12 protein-coding genes, 3 tRNA genes and 1 pseudogene are annotated in these 17,066 nt (G+C 75.0%); 9 read left to right on the forward strand and 7 right to left on the reverse strand.

The window, feature by feature from the left end:
• The first annotated feature begins 17 nt into the window (after positions 1-17).
• The 7 genes and pseudogenes from pelF to ACFVVU_RS34035 all read left to right on the forward strand — a co-directional run bounded on the left by pelF (position 18) and on the right by ACFVVU_RS34035 (position 7,978).
• Positions 18-1,523, forward strand: a complete 1,506-nt coding sequence (gene pelF, locus ACFVVU_RS34005) for a GT4 family glycosyltransferase PelF (RefSeq protein WP_380681731.1) — start codon at positions 18-20, stop codon at positions 1,521-1,523.
• A gap of 73 nt (positions 1,524-1,596) precedes the next feature.
• Positions 1,597-3,111, forward strand: a complete 1,515-nt coding sequence (locus ACFVVU_RS34010; protein WP_380681715.1) for a hypothetical protein — start codon at positions 1,597-1,599, stop codon at positions 3,109-3,111.
• Between the two features lie 153 nt (positions 3,112-3,264).
• Entirely contained in the window at positions 3,265-4,257 is a 993-nt protein-coding gene (locus ACFVVU_RS34015; RefSeq protein WP_355360689.1) for a GDP-mannose 4,6-dehydratase, read from the forward strand.
• Positions 4,258-4,328: 71 nt separating this feature from the next.
• Positions 4,329-5,036: pseudogene (locus ACFVVU_RS34020) on the forward strand (NDP-sugar synthase); the annotation flags it as partial.
• 176 nt (positions 5,037-5,212) lie between these two features.
• Positions 5,213-6,115: an NAD-dependent epimerase/dehydratase family protein gene (locus ACFVVU_RS34025; RefSeq protein ID WP_387793878.1), complete on the forward strand. Its 903-nt coding sequence runs from the start codon at positions 5,213-5,215 to the stop codon at positions 6,113-6,115.
• The gene (locus ACFVVU_RS34030; protein WP_380681719.1) at positions 6,112-6,816 is read left to right on the forward strand and encodes a spherulation-specific family 4 protein; all 705 of its coding nucleotides are present in this window, start codon (positions 6,112-6,114) and stop codon (positions 6,814-6,816) included. The genes ACFVVU_RS34025 and ACFVVU_RS34030 overlap by 4 nt, the downstream gene beginning before the upstream one ends.
• Before the next feature lie 34 nt (positions 6,817-6,850).
• Positions 6,851-7,978, forward strand: coding sequence for an endo alpha-1,4 polygalactosaminidase (locus tag ACFVVU_RS34035; protein WP_387793879.1), 1,128 nt, complete (start codon positions 6,851-6,853; stop codon positions 7,976-7,978).
• Between the two features lie 57 nt (positions 7,979-8,035).
• Here ACFVVU_RS34035 and ACFVVU_RS34040 read toward each other — a convergent pair whose 3' ends face one another.
• Entirely contained in the window at positions 8,036-8,236 is a 201-nt protein-coding gene (locus tag ACFVVU_RS34040; RefSeq protein ID WP_380681723.1) for a hypothetical protein, read from the reverse strand.
• Between the two features lie 127 nt (positions 8,237-8,363).
• Between ACFVVU_RS34040 and ACFVVU_RS34045 the strand changes: the two genes are divergently transcribed.
• A complete protein-coding gene (locus ACFVVU_RS34045) occupies positions 8,364-9,329 on the forward strand; it encodes an aldo/keto reductase (RefSeq protein WP_380681725.1) in 966 nt (321 codons plus the stop codon).
• 86 nt (positions 9,330-9,415) lie between these two features.
• Here ACFVVU_RS34045 and ACFVVU_RS34050 read toward each other — a convergent pair whose 3' ends face one another.
• The 6 genes from ACFVVU_RS34050 to ACFVVU_RS34075 form a co-directional block, all read right to left on the reverse strand.
• A complete protein-coding gene (locus tag ACFVVU_RS34050) occupies positions 9,416-10,387 on the reverse strand; it encodes a C40 family peptidase (RefSeq protein WP_387793880.1) in 972 nt (323 codons plus the stop codon).
• Positions 10,384-11,649, reverse strand: a complete 1,266-nt coding sequence (locus ACFVVU_RS34055; RefSeq protein ID WP_380688904.1) for an SPFH domain-containing protein — start codon at positions 11,647-11,649, stop codon at positions 10,384-10,386. The genes ACFVVU_RS34050 and ACFVVU_RS34055 overlap by 4 nt, the downstream gene beginning before the upstream one ends.
• Positions 11,650-11,898: 249 nt before the next feature.
• Positions 11,899-13,518 carry an Ig-like domain-containing protein gene (locus ACFVVU_RS34060; RefSeq protein WP_387793881.1) on the reverse strand — a complete coding sequence of 540 codons (1,620 nt, stop codon included), beginning with the start codon at positions 13,516-13,518 and terminating at the stop codon, positions 11,899-11,901.
• A 331-nt stretch (positions 13,519-13,849) separates the two neighbouring features.
• Positions 13,850-13,925: transfer RNA gene (locus ACFVVU_RS34065), tRNA-Arg, on the reverse strand.
• A 31-nt stretch (positions 13,926-13,956) separates the two neighbouring features.
• A tRNA-Arg gene (locus tag ACFVVU_RS34070) sits at positions 13,957-14,032 on the reverse strand.
• Between the two features lie 206 nt (positions 14,033-14,238).
• Positions 14,239-14,332 (reverse strand) — tRNA-Ser (locus ACFVVU_RS34075).
• A 179-nt stretch (positions 14,333-14,511) separates the two neighbouring features.
• Here ACFVVU_RS34075 and ACFVVU_RS34080 point away from each other — a divergent pair.
• On the forward strand, positions 14,512-17,066 hold a 2,555-nt coding region (locus ACFVVU_RS34080; RefSeq protein ID WP_387793882.1), incomplete at its 3' end, for a PAS domain-containing protein.

The following is a 17,066-nucleotide window of genomic DNA, read 5'->3' on the forward strand; positions in this document are numbered from 1 at the left end:
CAGGAGGGGGGACACAGATGCGCGTCACCCTGCTCACCGAGGGGACGTACCCGCACCAGCACGGTGGTGTGAGTGTCTGGTGCGACCAGCTCGTGCAAGGCATGCCGGACGTCGACTTCGACATCATCGCCGTCACCGGCACCGGCCACGAACCACTGGCCTGGGAGCTGCCCGCCAACGTGCGGTCGGTCACCACCGCCCCGCTGTGGGGCCCGGCCTCGGAGGCGAAGGCCCCGCGCGGCAAGGAGATGCGCCGCTTCCTCAACGCCTACGAACGGTTCCTGCACTCCCTCCTGGACCCGGTCTACACCACCCACTTCGGCACCGAGCTCTACGGCTTCGCCGACCTCGCCCAGCGCGGGCTGCTCAGCCCGGCGCTGCGCAGCGAGCGCGCCCTGCGCACCCTCCAGCACGTCTGGACCCGCGACTACCTCTCCACCGCCGTCTCCCGGCCCACCATGCACGACGCGCTGAACGCCACCGACCTGCTGGAGCACGCGCTGCGCCCGCTGTCGGTCGAGCCGCCGCGCGACGGCGTGGCGCACGCCGCGAGCGGTGGTCTGGCCACACTCCCGGGGCTGATAGCCGCTCAGCAGTTCGGCGTACCGTTTCTCCTCACCGAGCACGGCATCTATCTGCGCGAGCGCTACCTCGGCTACCGCACCGGCCCCTACCGCTGGCCGGTCAAGGCCCTGCTGCTGGGCTTCTACCGGATGCTCGCCGAGGAGAGCTACCGGCGGGCCGCGCTGGTCACCCCCGGCAACCGGTACAACCGGCGGTGGGAGGAGCGCGGCGGCACCCCCTCCGCGCACATCCGCACCGTCTACAACGGCGTCGACCCGGCGGCCTTCCCGCCTGCCGGGCCGGAGCCGGAGACCCCGACGCTCAGCTGGGCCGGCCGGGTCGACCCGATCAAGGACCTGGAGACGCTGATCCGCGCGTTCGCGATCGTGCGGCGCGAGATACCCGACGCCCGGCTGCGGCTGTTCGGCGGCACCCCCAAGGGCGGTGAGGCCTACCGCGAGGCCTGCGAGGCGCTGGCCGCCGAACTCGGCACCGGCGACTCGGTGGTCTTCGAGGGCCGGGTCGCGGACATCACCGACGCCTACGCGGCCGGGAACGTGGTGATGCTCTCCTCGATCAGCGAGGGCTTCCCGTTCACCCTGATCGAGGCGATGTCCTGCGGCCGCTCCACCGTCTCGACCGACGTCGGCGGCGTGCGCGAGGCGGTCGGCGACACCGGCCTGGTCGTCCCGCCGCGCGAGCCCGAGCCCATGGCCGCTGCGGCGATCGAGCTGCTGCGCGATCCGGAGCGCCGGGCCCGGCTCGGCGAGCAGGCCCGGCTGCGGGTGATCGAGCAGTTCACGCTCCGCCAGAACATCGACGGCTTCCGCGGCATCTACACCGAACTGCTGGGCACCGCCCGCTGGCTGCCCGAGGGCGTGGTCGCCGTCACCGACGGACCGCCGGACCCGGACTGGGAGCAGCCGACCGAGCGCGAGCGCAGCGAGGTGGGCGCATGAGTGAGCGCAGCGAACTCGTCATCGACAGGTGCGTGACCCGCGAAGCGGCCGCCGAGCGCAGCGAGGTGGGCACATGAGTGGGCCACTGCGCCTCGTTCCGAACGAGGCCGACGAGACCGTCCAGCTGCGGGTGCTGCCGCTGAAGCGGCGGCGCCCGACCCTGCCCGCGCAGCGTCCCGGGCCGGACGCGGACCAGCTCGAACTCTCCCCCGACCCGCTGGACGAACTCGCCGATCGGCTGCAGGACATCTGCGCCGACGCCGTCCACCCCTACGAGATCGCGGCCTTCCTGGAGGCCGACGGCCTCTCCGACGAACAGGCCGGTCTGCTCTACGGCCGCCCCGACGCGTTCACCGTCGCCGAGGAGCTGTTCGAACGGGTCGAGCGCCGCTACCCCGGGCCGAGCGCCGAGTTCGCCAACCCCTGGCGGGCCGATCCCTGGCGGTGCGTCGTGCGCGGCCTGGTGTTCGCCCTGCCCGGCCTCGGCTACCTGCTCGGCGCCAACCTGTTCGCCGCCGACCGGATGCGCTTCGGCCTGCCCTCGGGCATGCTCGCGCTGTCCGTCGCGACCCTGGTCAGCTGGTCCTGGAACCAGGCGCTGGCCCACCGCTCGTACGCCTGGCTCGGCCGCGGCCGGCGCCGGTCGGCCGCGGCCTGCCTGGCGATCGGGGCGCCGCTCGGCGCGCTGACCGCGGCCGCCGCCGGGTACGTGGTCGGCGGACCGCTGGGCGCGCTCTGCTTCGCCGCCGGGCAGTCCGGCTACCTGGCGGCCGCCACCGTGCTGCTGGTGCTCGGCCGGGAGAAGTTCCTGCTGCTGGCGCTGGCACCGTCGGCGGTCGGCGCGGGCGTGGTGCTCGCCGTCTCGGTGCCGCAGGCCGTCCGCACCGCGGTGCTGCTGGCCTCGCTCGGCCTGGCCGTCGGGCTCGCCGCCCGCGAGCTGCTGCGCTGCCGGCGCGCCGAGGCGGAACCCGTCCCGCTGCGGCTGCCGCTGCACAAGGAGATCCCGCACCTGCTGTTCGGACTCGCGGTCGGCACGCTGACCCTGATCGCCGGACTCGGGGTCACCGTCCACCAGGCGGTGAGCACCGGCAGCGCCCAGGGCGCCTCGGCCAGCCCGACCGGCCCGGCGATGATCGCCCTGACGCTGAGCCTCGGCCTCGCCGAGTGGCTGCTCTTCCGCTACCGGGCGATGGCGGTGGCCGCGCTGCGCACCAGTCACACCCCGGTCGAGTTCGCCCGCCGCACCGGCGGCGTGCTGCTCGGCTGCCTGTTCATCTACCTCACCACCGTGGCCGCCCTCGACGCCGCCGCCACCGTGCTCTGGCCCGGCGCCCCGGCGCTGGGCGTCCCGGAGCTCGGCGCGCTGCTGCTGCTCGGCGGCTCGCTCTGGCTGGCGCTGCTGCTGAACGCCTTCGGGCTCAGCTGGAGCACCGCCCTCATCTGTCTGGCAGCCGCGGGCGCCGAGTGCGCCGGGCTGCTGACCGGTTGGGACCCGACCGTCCTGCAGCTGATCGGCTGCGGGGGTGCGGCGGCCGTCCTCACCAGCACCGCCGGGCCCGTGCTCGGCCGCACCACCAAGCACCGCTGAAACGGGCACCGCCGAACAGCTGAACAGCGCACCACGGAACCCGCACCGACGGAACAGCACCACCCGTACCGGCCCGGCCGGGTCACCACACCGTCGCACCACCCGGCCGGGCCCGCACGACACGTCCCCTGAAGACACAGGAAGCGATTCACCATGAGCAGCGTCGCCGTCACCGGAGCCGAGGGATTCATCGGCTCCCACCTCGTCGAGACCCTGGTGGCCGACGGCCACCGGGTCCGCGCGATGGTCCAGTACAACTCGTTCTCGTCGTTCGGCTGGCTGGAGACCCTCTCGAAGGAGGTGCTGGACTCCGTCGAGATCGTCCTCGGCGACGTCCGCGACCCCGGCTCCGTCAACGGCCTGGTCAAGGGCACCGAGGCGGTCTACCACCTGGCCGCCCTGATCGCGATCCCGTACTCCTACCTGGCCCCGCACTCGTACGTCGACACCAACGTCACCGGGACCCTGAACGTCCTGGAGGCCGTGCGCCACCAGGAGATCCCCCGCCTGGTGCACACCTCGACCAGCGAGACCTACGGCACCGCGCAGACCGTGCCGATCACCGAGGACCACCCGATCAACACCCAGTCCCCGTACGCCGCCTCCAAGGCCGGCGGGGACCGGCTGGCCGACAGCTACCACGCCAGCTTCGGGACCCCGGTCGTCACCCTGCGCCCGTTCAACACCTTCGGCCCGCGCCAGTCGATGCGCGCCGTCATCCCGACCGTGATCGCCCAGCTCGCCGCCGGCGAGACCGAGATCACCCTCGGCGACCTGCGTCCGACCCGTGACTTCATGTTCGTCAAGGACACCGCGCTGGCCTTCCGCACGGTCGGCACCGCCCCCGCCGAGACCGTGGTCGGCAGGACCTTCAACGCCGGTACCGGCGGCGAGATCTCGGTCGGCGACCTGGTCACCCTGGTCGGCAAGCTGATGGGCGTGGACGTCACCGTCAAGGAGGACGAGCAGCGCATCCGCCCGGCCAACTCCGAGGTCATGCGCCTGGTCGCGGACGCCACCCGGCTGCGCACCGCCACCGGCTGGGCCCCCCGGTTCTCGCTGGACGAGGGTCTGGAGCAGACCATCGAGTTCTTCCGCGACCCGGCGAACCTGGCCCGCTACAAGACCGACATCTACAACGTCTGACCCGGCTCCGCCTTCCGTCCGCTCCCGGCACCGAAGGCCCCTTGTCGAACCGACTTCTGTGGGGGAACCACATGCACGCAGTGATCCTGGCCGGCGGTAAGGGCGTACGCCTCCGCCCGTACACCACCGCGCTTCCCAAGCCACTCGTCCCGATCGGCGACCAGCACGCGATCCTGGAGATCGTGATGCGCCAGCTCGCCGCCGCGGGCTTCCAGACCGTCACCCTGGCCATCGGCCACCTCGGGCACATCATCCGCGCCTACGTCGGCAACGGCTCCCAGTGGGGGCTGCGGGTCGGCTACGCCGTCGAGGACAGCCCGCTCGGCACCCTCGGCCCGCTGCTCACCATGCAGGACCGGCTGCCGGACAACTTCCTGGTGATGAACGGCGACGTCCTCACCGACCTGGACTTCGCCGGGGTGCTCAAGCACCACGAGGCGTCCGGGGCCCCGCTCACCATCGCGACCTACGCCCGCCAGGTGAAGATCGACTTCGGCGTGCTGACCGCCGAGGACGGCTCGATCACCGGCTTCCAGGAGAAGCCGAGCATCGACTACCGGGTCTCGATGGGCGTCTACGGCGTCTCCCGCGCCGCGCTCGCCCGGTACACCCCGGGCCTGCCGCTGGGCTTCGACGAGCTGGTGCTGGACCTGCTGGGCGCCCAGACGCCGCCGTCCGCCTACGAGTTCGACGGCTACTGGCTCGACATCGGCCGCCCGGACGACTACGACCGCGCCAACGCCGAGTTCGCGCTCAACCGCTCGCTGCTCCTCCCGGGCGAGCCGGCCAGCGCCGCCCCGGCCCCCGGCGAGGGCCTGTACGCCGTGCCGAACGGCCAGCCCCTGCCGATCCCCGCCGCCAGAACCGCACCCGAGGCCGCCGACGGGCAGCCGACGGCCACCGCGGCCACGGCCGCGACCGTCCCCGCCGGCCCCGAGAACGACGGACGGGCCGCGTGAGGATCCTGCTGCTCGGCGCCGACGGCTTCCTCGGCCGGCACGCCGCCGCCGCCCTGCGGGCACTGCCCGGCGCCACCGTGCTGACCGCCGGGCGGCGGCCCGACCACGACCTGCGGCTCGACCTGGCCTCCGCCCAGGCCGGCCCGCTCGGCGAGGACCTGGCCGCGCTCGCCCCGGACGCGGTGGTCAACTTCGCCGGCGCCGTCTCCGGCAGCGCCGTCACCCTCGCCGAGGTCAACGCCCGCGGGCCGGCCGTGCTCTGCGAGGCGCTCGGCCGGGGCGCCCCGAAGGCCCGGCTGGTGCACATCGGCTCGGCCGGCGAGTACGGCGTCTGCGCCCCCGGCGACTCGCTCGCCGAGGACGCCGACGCCCGCCCGGTCGGCGTCTACGGCGCCACCAAGCTGGCCGGCTCCCTCGCGGTGGCCGGCTCGCCGCTGGACGCCGTGGTGCTGCGGGTGTTCAACCCGGTCGGCCCCGGGGCCCCGGCCGGCTCGCTGCCCGGCCGGCTCGCCGCCGAGCTGCGCCGGGCCGCGCCCGAGGGTGTCGACGGAGTGGTGCGGGTCGGGGACCTCTCGGCCCACCGCGACTTCGTCGACGCCAGGGACGTCGCCCGTGCCGTCACGCTCGCCGTGACCGCCCGGGAAGCGCTGCCCCGGGTGCTCAACCTGGCCTCCGGGCAGGCCCGGCCGGTCCGGGCGATCGCCGACGGTCTGGTCGCGGCGGCCGGGTTCGCCGGCCGCATCGACGAGAGCGGCGCCGGTTCCGAGCGCTCCGCGGCCGTCTCCTGGCAGCAGGCCGACGTGTCGGCCGCCGCCCGGGTGCTCGGCTGGCGCCCGGAGACCGGGCTCGACGAGACGCTGCGCGACCTCTGGCTCTCCACCGAACTGGTCACCGCATGACCGGGGGCAACCACCCCGACGGCCGCCTGCTGGTGCCGCTGTACGTCCACCCCGCGGTGGACCCGGCGGCCTGGCAGGCGGTCGCCGCCGCCGATCCCCAGCGCATCGCCGCCGTCGTGCTCAACCTCGCCGACGGTCCGGGCGAGCCCGACCACGTCTTCACCGAGGCCGCCGAGAAGCTCCGCAAGGCCGGCCTGCCGCTGCTCGGCTACGCCGACACCGACTACGGCCGGCGGTCGCACGCGGCCGTGGTGAACGACATCCTGACCTACCGTCAGCGCCACGGCATCTCCGGCGTCTACCTCGACCAGGTGTCGGCCGCGCCCGGCGCGCTGCCGCACTACCGGCGCCTGGCCACCGCGGCCCGGGCCGCGGGCTGCGCCACCGTGGTGTTCGGCCACGGAGACCACCCGGACCCCGGGTACGCCGAGGTCGGCCTGGCCGATCTGCTGGTCACCTTCGAGGGCGACTGGGCCGCCTACCAGGCGCTGGCCCTGCCGCTGTGGACCGGCCGGCACGCCGCCGCCCGGTTCTGCCACCTGGTCTACGACGTGCCCGCCGAACGGGCCGCGGAGGTGGCCGCGTTGATCGCCGCCCGCCGGGCCGGGGTCGGCTGCGCGGTGCCGGGCGCCGGGGAGAACCCCTGGAGCACCCTGCCGCACCAGCTGACCGCCGGACGGCCGCTCACCGAACCCATCTGAGAACGCATCCGACCCGATCCGGAGTCCGTGCACCGTGACCCGCGCAACCCGGCCCGTGTGGGCCGCCCTCGCCCTCGCCACCGCCACCGCGCTGCTGGCGACCTCGTGCAGCAGCTCCGGCTCGGACGACGAGGACGACACCTCGGCCGAGACCGGCGCGAGCGCGCCCCCGGCGGCCACCGCCGCCCCCGTCCCGGGCGCTCCGAGCACCCCGGCCACCCCGGACGCACCGGCCACGCCGGGCACCCCCGGCACGCCGGTCACCCCGGACGCCACCACCGGCCCGGGCTCGCCGACCGCGTCCGGCCGGCCGTCGGCCCCGTCCGGCACCCCGGGAACCCCCGGCACCCCCGCCGTCCCGGGCACCCCCGGTGCCCCGGCCACCCCGGCCGCCCCGGGAACGCCCAACACCCCCGGTACGCCCGGCACTCCGGGGACCCCCGGCACGCCGGGCGCCACCGGCGCCCGCTGGCAGCCCACCCCCGGCCTCGCCTGGCAGTGGCAACTCGGCGGCTCCGTCGACCAGTCCGTCGACGTCCCCGTCTACGACGTCGACGGCTTCGAGACCGACGCCTCCGTGGTCGCGGCCCTGCACGCCAAGGGCCGCAAGGTGATCTGCTACATCAACGCCGGTTCCTGGGAGGACTTCCGCCCCGACTCCGCCGCCTTCGCCCAGGCCCTCCAGGGCTCGGGCAACGGCTGGAAGGGCGAGAAGTGGTTCGACATCCGCAAGATCGACCAGCTGAAGCCCCTCATGGCGGCCCGCTTCGACATGTGCCGGCAGAAGGGCTTCGACGCCGTCGAGCCCGACACCATCGAGGCCTACAACCAGAACAGCGGCTTCCCGCTGACCGCGGACGACCAGCTCCGCTACAACCGCATGCTCGCCTCGCTCGCCCACGAACGCGGCCTGGCGATCGGTCTGAAGAACGACCTGGAGCAGGTCCCGGCGCTGCTGAACGACTTCGACTTCGCCGTCAACGAGGAGTGCGCGCAGTTCGACGAGTGCGCCCGCCTCTCCCCCTTCGTCCAGGCGGGCAAGGCGGTCTTCCACGTCGAGTACAAGCTGGGCACCGAGAAGTTCTGCGGCCGCACCAAGGCGTTGGGCTTCAGCTCGATGCAGAAGAAGCTCGAACTGGACGCCTGGCGGAAGCCCTGCTGAGGGAACAGGGACCGACACCCGCGGGCCACCGGACCGCCAGGCACTCCACCGCGAGGACTACTTGACGGCCAGCCAGACGACGGCGCCCAGCACGGCGAGGGCGACCACGGCGATGATCGCGATCACGCCGGTCCGGCTGCCGCCGCCGGTGTTGCCGTAGGTGTTGACGGAGCCCGGCGCCTGCGGCGCCGGGGTCTCCTCGACGAAGGCCCGGAACATCTGGGTGCTGCCGGCGGGGTCGTACTCGTTGTCAGCCATGGCAGGGACTCTAACGAATCCGCGGACCACCCCGACACCCGGTCTCCGTGCTGCGGACGTGCAACGGGCGTGTGAAGTACGCCTCGTTCACGGAATGCCGGCCCGGCCGATCGGGTTGACTCGGACCATGACCGATTCCCGCAGCGACGCCCCCCGTTACGTGCAGCTCGGCAACTCCGAGCTCTCGGTGTTCCCGCTCTCCCTCGGCGGCAACGTCTTCGGCTGGACCGCCGACGAGGCCGAGTCCTTCGCCGTCCTCGACGCCTACACGGCGGCCGGCGGCAACTTCGTCGACACCGCCGACACCTACTCCTCCTGGGTGCCGGGCAACACCGGCGGCGAGTCCGAGGCCATCATCGGGAAGTGGCTGCGCAGCCGCGGCAACCGCGACTCCGTGGTCGTCGCCACCAAGGTCGGCCTGCACCCCGAGGCCCGCGGGCTGAGCGCGGCCAACATCAAGGCCTCCGCCGAGGGCTCGCTGCGCCGCCTCGGCGTCGACCACATCGACCTCTACTACACCCACCAGGACGACGACACCCCGGTGGAGGAGTTCGTCACCGCCCTGGACGCGCTGGTGCGCGAGGGCAAGGTGCGCGCCGTCGCCGCCTCCAACATCGGCGCCGAGCGGCTCACCGAGGCGCTCGCCTTCGCCGGGCGCGAGGGCCTGGCCGCGTACACCGCCGTCCAGCCGCACTACAACCTGGTCTCCCGCGGCACCTTCGAGGGCCCGCTGGCCGACGTGGTCGCCGCGCACGGCCTCGCCACCGTGCCGTACTACGCGCTGGCCTCCGGTTTCCTCACCGGCAAGTACCGCCCGGGCGGCGCCGAGGTGGCCAGCGCGCGGGCCGAGGGCGCCGGCCGCTACCTGGGCGACCCGCGCGGCCCCAAGGTGCTGGAGGCGCTGGACACGGTGGCCGCCGAGCACGACGTCGAGCCCGCCACCGTCGCCCTGGCCTGGCTCGCGGCCCGGCCGACCGTCGCCGCCCCGATCGCCAGCGCCCGTACCGTCGGCCAGCTCCCGCCGCTGCTGGCCGCCGCCGGGCTGGAGCTCACCCCGGCGCAGACCGCCCTGCTGGACGAAGCCTCCGCCTGAGCACCGTCACCCGAAAGGGGCGCGCCGTCCGCAGCCGGACGGCGCGCCCCTTCGTGTTCTCCCGGGCCGGGCCGCTGGGCCCTCCCCTACGGCCGGCCGAAGTGGGTCGGGTAGAAGCCGCTGCTGATCGTCGACACCCGGACCGTCTTGCCCGGCCGGGGCGCCTCGACGAACTTGTTGTTGCCGAGGTAGATCCCGACGTGGTGGATGCCCGAGGCCCGGCCGCTGTCCGACCAGAACAGCAGGTCGCCGCGGCGCAGCTGCCCCGCGCCGATCGGCGTGGTCGCCGCGTACTGGTCGTCGGCCACCCGCGGCAGGCTGATGCCCGCCCGCCGGTAGGCCTGCTGCACCAGCCCCGAGCAGTCGTAACCGGAGGGGCCGTCGCCGCCCCACACGTACGGCTTGCCCAGCTGTGCGAGCGCGTACTCGATCGCGGACTCCAGGCGGCCGCCGGACCGGGTCTCGGCCTGGGCGGGCGCGGTGGTGGTGCCCGAGGCGGCCGCCCCGCCGCCGGACTGGCCGGTGCGGCTCAGGTAGACGTCGTAGTGGCTGGTGTACCGCCACTCGCCGCTGCCGTTCTTGAACCAGTACTTCTCACCGTCCCAGCCCTGGCGCATCCCGCCGGAACCGGCCGAGCCGTTGGTGGCCGTCCGCGTGCCGGCCGAGCCGGCATCGCCGGACCCCACGGCCTCGGTGTACACGCTGTAGTGGCTGGTGTACCGCCACTCGCCGTCGCCGTTCTTGAACCAGTACTTCGAGCCGTCCCAGCCCTGCTTGCCCGGCGCGGCGTGCGCGGCCCCGGCCCCCGCCGTCAGGCCGACCACTCCGGCGCCGGCCAGCACCGTGGTGGCCAGGCAGGTATTTCGCACCGCCCGGTGTATTCGGCCTCCCCCGTACGGCTCCGCCGGGCGGGCGGCGCGCGGCCGCACCACGCAGTTCGGGCAGGCGCAGCCGGTGATCGCCGGGATCGTACCGAGGCTCTCCTCGAAGCCGATCAACGCCGTGTCGTCCGCGTCCGCGAGCACCGCGGCGGCGTCCGTGCCGGTGGCTATCCTCATGCCGGTCGTCCTTCCTTCCGCCCGGCCCGGGCGGCCGGGGGCGGTACCGAGGCGGCCACTCCGGCCGGGGCGACGAAGGCGACCAGCAACTGTTCCATCAGCGCGCTCCGGGCGGCCTCGTCCAGTTCGTGCGCGGTGGCGCGCTCCAGCCGGCGCACGGCGAGCGCCGCCGCCTCCACGGCGTCGTCCACCAGCACGGTGCGCAGGCCCGCGTCCAGGTCGGCCAGTCGGCGGCGGCGCATCGACTCCGCCACCTCCGGCGCGTAGTCCAGCGCCAGCGGCTGCACCGAGTAGACCTCCAGCCCGGCCGGCGCGACCTCGGCGGCCAGCGCCCTGGTCAGTTCGTCAGCGAACCACTGGCCGTCGCGCAGCGCGGGCCCGGGCGCCGCATTGCTGTCGCAGGGCAGCGTCGAGGCGGTCCGGGTGAGCACCGCCTGGACCTGCTCGCGCAGGTAGCTCTCGTGGTCCTCGATCGCCAGCATCGCGCGGGCGGTGTCCTTGACCCGCCAGACGATCAGCAGCCGGACCACGATCGGGGTCCCGGTGCGGTCGACGACCTTGACCGGCTCACTGCGCCAGTGCCGCAGCCGGACGTCCACCCGACGGCGGCGCAGCAGCGGGTTGACCCAGACCAGACCGGTGCGGCGGACGGTGCCCCGGTAGCGGCCCCAGCGGGTGAGCACCCGGGTCTCGCCGCCCGCGTTGGCCAGCAGACCCGCGAGCGAGAGCACGACGAGCAGCCCGGCGGCGGCCACGGCGGCCACCGAGCGGGCGGTCACCTCGGCCCCGCCGGCGGCCCGGGCGGCCTCCGTGCGCAGGTCGGGCAGCACGTCCCAGTACGGGATGACACCGTCGCGCAGCAGCACCAGCAGCACGGCGGCCGTGCCGAGCAGCAGCCCGAGCAGGGCGACCCAGCCGGGCAGGGCGGCGGCGGTGCGCTCACGGAGCGTCTGGTCGGCGCGCGGGGGCCGGCGCGAGGTGACGGCGGTCGCCGCCCCGGCCGGGGCGCCCTCCGGCTCGTCCGCGGCCAGGACCGTCGAGGCCACCGGCGGCAGCGGGGCGGTCGGCGTCGGGCGGGCCGCCGGGTCCACCGGGTCCGCCAGCTCCAGCGGATCGCGCAGGTCGATGTGCCTGCCGTCGGCCGGACCCGGGACCACCGCGATCGGGGTGGTGGCCGGGCCGTGGTCGGTCGGCTGGGCGGGCTTGGATGCCCTCGTCGCCCTCGCCAGCGGGCTGGAGCCCGAGGCGGAACGTTCCGGCATTCCCGGGGGAAGCGTCTTGGGCAGGTGGTCGGGTCGCTGCGAAGAATCGCGGGTGACGTCCATGCACGGATCCTCAGGTTCAGTGTGTCGCGCAACGGGCGGCCCGGATCTGACGGGCAGTGCCAGGGCCAGGCTAAGTTCATACGTCATCAAATGCGACATTTGAACCGGTGCGTGTCGACATTTACTGACGAATCATCCGAGACCGGACCTGACGCGCAGGCACATGAGCGGACAGGGGTGAGCGGCTCAGTGCCGCCCGGGACCGGATCCCCGGCCGATCACCCGACGAGTGATCAACCCGATACCGGTGAGCACCAGCAGGACCGCGGCGAGCACGCCCCGCCAGCCGTCCGACGGGTGTCGGTCGGCGGCCGTCGGCGACGACGGCTCCTCGGCGGCGGTCTCGGCCACGGCGGCGCTGTTTGCGGCGCCCGCGGCCCGGACCGTCGGCCGTGCCCCGCCCGGCGGCGGCGCGGCCGGCGCCCGCTCGGCCCGCTCCCGGTCCGGGGCGGCGGAGGCGAGGGAGGGGACGGAGGCGACGGAGGGGACGGCCGAGGCCGACGACGGAGCCGGAGCCCGGGGCGTCGGAGCCTGGGACGTCGGGCTCGGGACGGACAGGGCCGGAGCGGGAGCCGGGCCGGGCGCCGTGGGTGCGGGCGTGGGTGTCGGCGTCGGAGTGGGCGCCGCCGCCCCGGCCGGCGAGCCGATGGCCGGTGGCACGACAAACGGCAGCAGCCCGCTCGGAACGGGGGCCGGCACAGTGGCGGGCACGGCGGCGGACGCGGGCGAGGCCGGAGCGGGGGCGGGAACGGCGACGGTCGGGACCGGGGCCGCCGGCAGGACGGGCGACGGCCGCCCGGCCGGAGTGGGAGTGGGAGCGGAAGCGGCCGGGGACGGTCGCGCCGGTACCGGGACCGAGGGTGTCGGCGACGGCGGCGCGGTGACCGTCGGCGACGGGGCGGCCGCCGACGGCCGGGGAGCCGAGGGCGCGTCCTGCGAGGGGGTGGCCACCGGCGAAGGCGCCGCGGCCTTCGACGCTGAAGGCGACGGCGCAGGCGACGGTGTCGGCGCCGACGACGGCGTGCGCGTGGGTGTGGGTGTGGGCGTCCGCGTCGGGAACGGCGGGAGCGGAACCTGCGTCGTCGCCGCCGGCCGACCGATCGCCTCCACCCGGACCACCACCGCCTCGGCCGCCGTACTGTTCCCCGCCGGGTCGGTCGCCGTGACGATCAGCCACCGCTCCCCGTCCGTCAGGTCCCGGTTGGCCGTGCACGTCCAGCTGCCGTCGACCGCCGCCGTCGCTCCGCAGGCGACGATCCGCGCGGGCCCGTCACCACTGTCCGGCCCCGCGGTGACGAGCACCCGCGCCCCCGGTTCGGCCTTCCCGGACAGCCGGGGCCGGGCGACCCGGACGGTCTCCCCGGCGGCGGGCGCGGTGAGCAGCGGGCGGTCCGGCGGCGCGGTGTCGACCACCAGGTCGGCCGGCCGGCCGGCGGTCCGGTTGCCGGCGAGGTCGGCGGCGGACGGGGTGAGCCGGTGCCGCCCGTCCGCCAGGTTCTCCACCGGCAGGCAGGACCAGCCGCCGTCGGCCCCGACGGTCGTGTAGCAGAGGTCGTCCTCCTGGCCGCCGGGCGACCGGTCGGTGACCACGACGGTGCCGCCCGGCTCGCCGGTGCCGGTCAGCCGGATGCCGGGGTCGTTGGTGGACTCGGACAGGGTGAGCGCGGTGGCGCCGCCCTGGTGGAGGCCGGCGGACGGGCGGTCCGGCTCGACCTGCCGGGCGGCCGAGGGCGGCGGATTCCAACCGATCACCAGTCCGGTCGCCAGGACCGCGGCGCCGGCCGCTGCCGGGAACTGTCGGTTCATCCGGCTCTCCTTCGCATCGGCTGCCGGAGCGGCCTGGATGGCCGGGCAGTCTGGACACAAGATCAGACAAAACGGAATCACGATCCTGAGCCGGTCATATGGCGACACTTGCGCTCTCGGCCGCATGACACCCGATTGGCGGTCCTCCGTCCGGCAGGACGGGATGTACCCGAAAGAACCGCATTTCACCCCTTGAGCGAGGTATCGCGAGGTACCGCCAGGGGTCGCGGGCCGTCGCGGGCGCCGAGGGGTGTCCGGGCGGCACCCCGGCCGGGCCGGAACGGGCCCGGGAAACGCAGAAGCCCCCGGCCCATGGCCGGGGGCTTCTCGCTGGTGCGCTCAGCAGGATTCGAACCTGCAACCTCTTGATCCGTAGTCAAGTGCTCTATCCGTTGAGCTATGAGCGCAAGTGCCGGGCGGACCCGGTCTTGCGGGGTTTGGTGCGCTCAGCAGGATTCGAACCTGCAACCTCTTGATCCGTAGTCAAGTGCTCTATCCGTTGAGCTATGAGCGCTCGCCCTGGCGAACGTTCCTCCGGGGCGGTGCGGGGACAACATTACATGACCTGCGGCGCGGGGCGAAATCGGTTGATCCGGGCGCCCCGGACCCACCGGCCGAACGCCCTTCCGATCATGTCCGGAGATGCTCCGGACGTGCTCCGGGCGTGCTCCGGACATGCGAAGAGCCCCGCCGACGAGATCGTCGGCGGGGCTCTTCGGCTGGCGGAGGCTGAGGGATTTGAACCCTCGATCAGGAATAACCCCGAAACCGCATTAGCAGTGCGGCGCCATAGACCGGACTAGGCGAAGCCTCCTCCACATGGAGCAAGCCCACGTGCGCGGACCCGTTCCTTGTGCCTGTGATGATGCCACAACCCGGGGGCCCGGCACCAACCGCCGCCAACGTTACTAGGCGGGTCGTCCCCGCCGCAAAGAAGAATGAGATACTGCCGTCTCCGGAGAGAGCTGCCCTGAGCCGAGGAGACCTGTCGACGTGAGCAGCAGGCCGATCCGAGGCGCTGCTCGCCTCGCCGCCATACTCGACGCCCTGCCCGACGCGCTGCTGCTGGTGAACAGCAACGGCACCGTCGTCGATGCCAACAACGCGGCCGTCCAGGCGCTCCAGGCACCGGGGACCTCACTGGTCGGCATGGGCGTGCTCGACCTGCTCCCGGAGTTCGACCCCAGTCGGATCCCCGGCTCGATGCGGCCCGCCGCCCGCGAGGACGAGGCCCTCGACCGCCCGGTGCGGATGACCGCCCGGCGCACCGACGGCACCACCTTCCCGGTCGAGGTCTCCGGCAACGACTTCGACGACGACGGCACCGGCACCGGCACCGGCGCCGGCTACGCGCCCCCGGCGCCCTACGACCCCTACCGCGAGGGCTCCCGCTCCTCCGACCTGCTCCTGCTGCTGGTCCGCGACCTGACCGGCCGGCTCGGCGTCGAGGCGGAGCTGCGCCGCCAGCACAAGCAGACCGAGATGATCCTGCGGGCCGCCGCCGAGGGCGTGCTCGGTGTCGACCTCGAAGGCCGCTGCGTCCTGGTCAACCCGGCCGCCGCGCACATCCTGGAGTACCGGGCCAGCGAGCTGGGCGGCCGCGAGCTGCACCCGCTGATCCAGCACTCCCGCGCCGACGGCACCCCGCTGGCGCTGGAGGAGTCCGCGCTGCTGGACACCCTGACCTCCGGGCGCAAGCACCGGGTGCGCGGCACCGTGCTGTGGCGCAAGGACGGCCGCCCGGTCACCGTCGACCTCACCACCGCCCCGGTCCGGGACGGCGACCAGCTGGTCGGCGCCGTGATGACCTTCACCGACCGCAGCCGCGAGCTGGCGCTGGTCGCCCGCAACGAGCACCTCACCGCCGTCCTGGAGAGCGAGCTGGGCGGCGCGCTGACCGCGCTGCACCGGCGGATCGACGCGCTCGCCACCGACCCGGCCGGGCAGCTCTGGCCGGAGGCCAACTGGACCCTGCGCCGGCTGGCCGACGAGTGCCGCCGCTACGGCAAGCTGATCGAGGGCGTGCTGGCCCACCAGCGCTCCGAGGCCGGCGAGAGCGGCGCCGCCGAGGGCAAGGACGCCACGGCCGGCGGCAAGGGCGGTACGGAAGGCGGCAAGGCCGGGCGGAAGAGCGCCGAGCGGATGCCGGTCGCCCTGGACAAGGTGGTCCGCCGGGCCGTCGAGCACGCCGGCGAGCTGGTCGGCGCGGGCCGGGTGCGGTTCTCCGTGCACGCCGCCGCCGTCGAGGTGATCGCCGACGAGCAGCGGCTCGCCCACGCGCTGGCCCACCTGGTCGCCGACGTCAGCGGCATCGGCCTCGCGCTGGACGACGTCGCCCCCGAACTGCCCTCCCCCGGACTCGCCGCCCCCGGCGCGCCCGCCCTGCCGCCGGCCGGCGCGGACACGCCGGCCGTGGTGCTCGCCGCCGCCCAGCGCGGCGAGGTCGCCCGGGTGGAGATCCGCGGCCCGGGACGCGGTGGCAGCCCCGTCCACCTGCCGATAGCCCGCGCGGTGGTCGAGCGCCACGGCGGGGTGCTCCAGCCGCACGAGCTGCCGGGACGCGCCGGCACCACGTACGTCGTGGAACTGCCGCTGGACCCGGCCGCCGCCAAGGCCGCCGCCGAGCGCGCGTCCGCCGAGGGCCGGTCGGACCGGCCGAAGGAGAGCGACAGCGCCGTCCTGCCCGACCTGCCGGGCATCCCGCAGCTGCCGGCCGCGGCCCCGGCCGAGGAGCCGGCCACCGCCGAGGGCACCCCCGCGAAGGCCCCGGCCGAGGGCCCCCGGGAGGGCGCGCCGGACGGTTCCGCCGACGCCCGGAGAGCCGAGGCCGCGGCCGGACCGTCCCCGGCCACCGGTGCGCCGGGCGAGGAGCCGGTGGTCGAGCAGCGGCGCGGACGCCGCGGCCGGCCGGCCGTGGAGCTGCCGCCCGCCGCCCCGGAGCAGCCGGGCCGCGAGGCCGCCGAACCCACCGCCCCGGCCGGCGCCGTCGCCCCGGACATCCCCGCCGACCAGTGGCCCAACGCCCCCGCCCGGATCGAACGGGCCGTCCCCGAGCAGTGGAACGGCACCGGCAACGACCCCGCGTACGGGCGCCAGCGCCTGGGCGGCCCGAACGGCCCGCAGAACGACCCCTGGGGCAAGGACGACGGCCGCTCCGGCACCGCCTACGCCGTCCCGGTCGACGGCGGGCGTCCGGACAGGCGCCCCGGCGAGCCGAACGGCGCGGCCCCCGGTGACGGCGAGCGCCGGGCCGCCGCCGGCGAGGGCGCCGCACGCACCCCGATCGCGCTGGGCCCGGGCGGCGGCGACACCGCCCCGGAGGCCCCGGCCGGCCACGACGGCGGGGACGCCGAGCCCCGGCCGTCCCGGCGCCGCCGCGCGCTGCCCGGCACCGAGGACTCCTCCGGCGGGTTCGCCCTGCCCGGCGGCACCGAGACCCCCGTCTACCCGGGGCTGGAGCACGCCCTGCCGGCCGGTCCGGCGCCCGCGCCGCCCGAGCCCGCCGCGCCCACGCCGACCGGCCGACGGCGTCGGCTGGCCGTCCCGCC

Origin of the sequence: Kitasatospora sp. NPDC057965, from assembly GCF_042887135.1 — a bacterium.
Lineage (GTDB): Bacteria > Actinomycetota > Actinomycetes > Streptomycetales > Streptomycetaceae > Kitasatospora.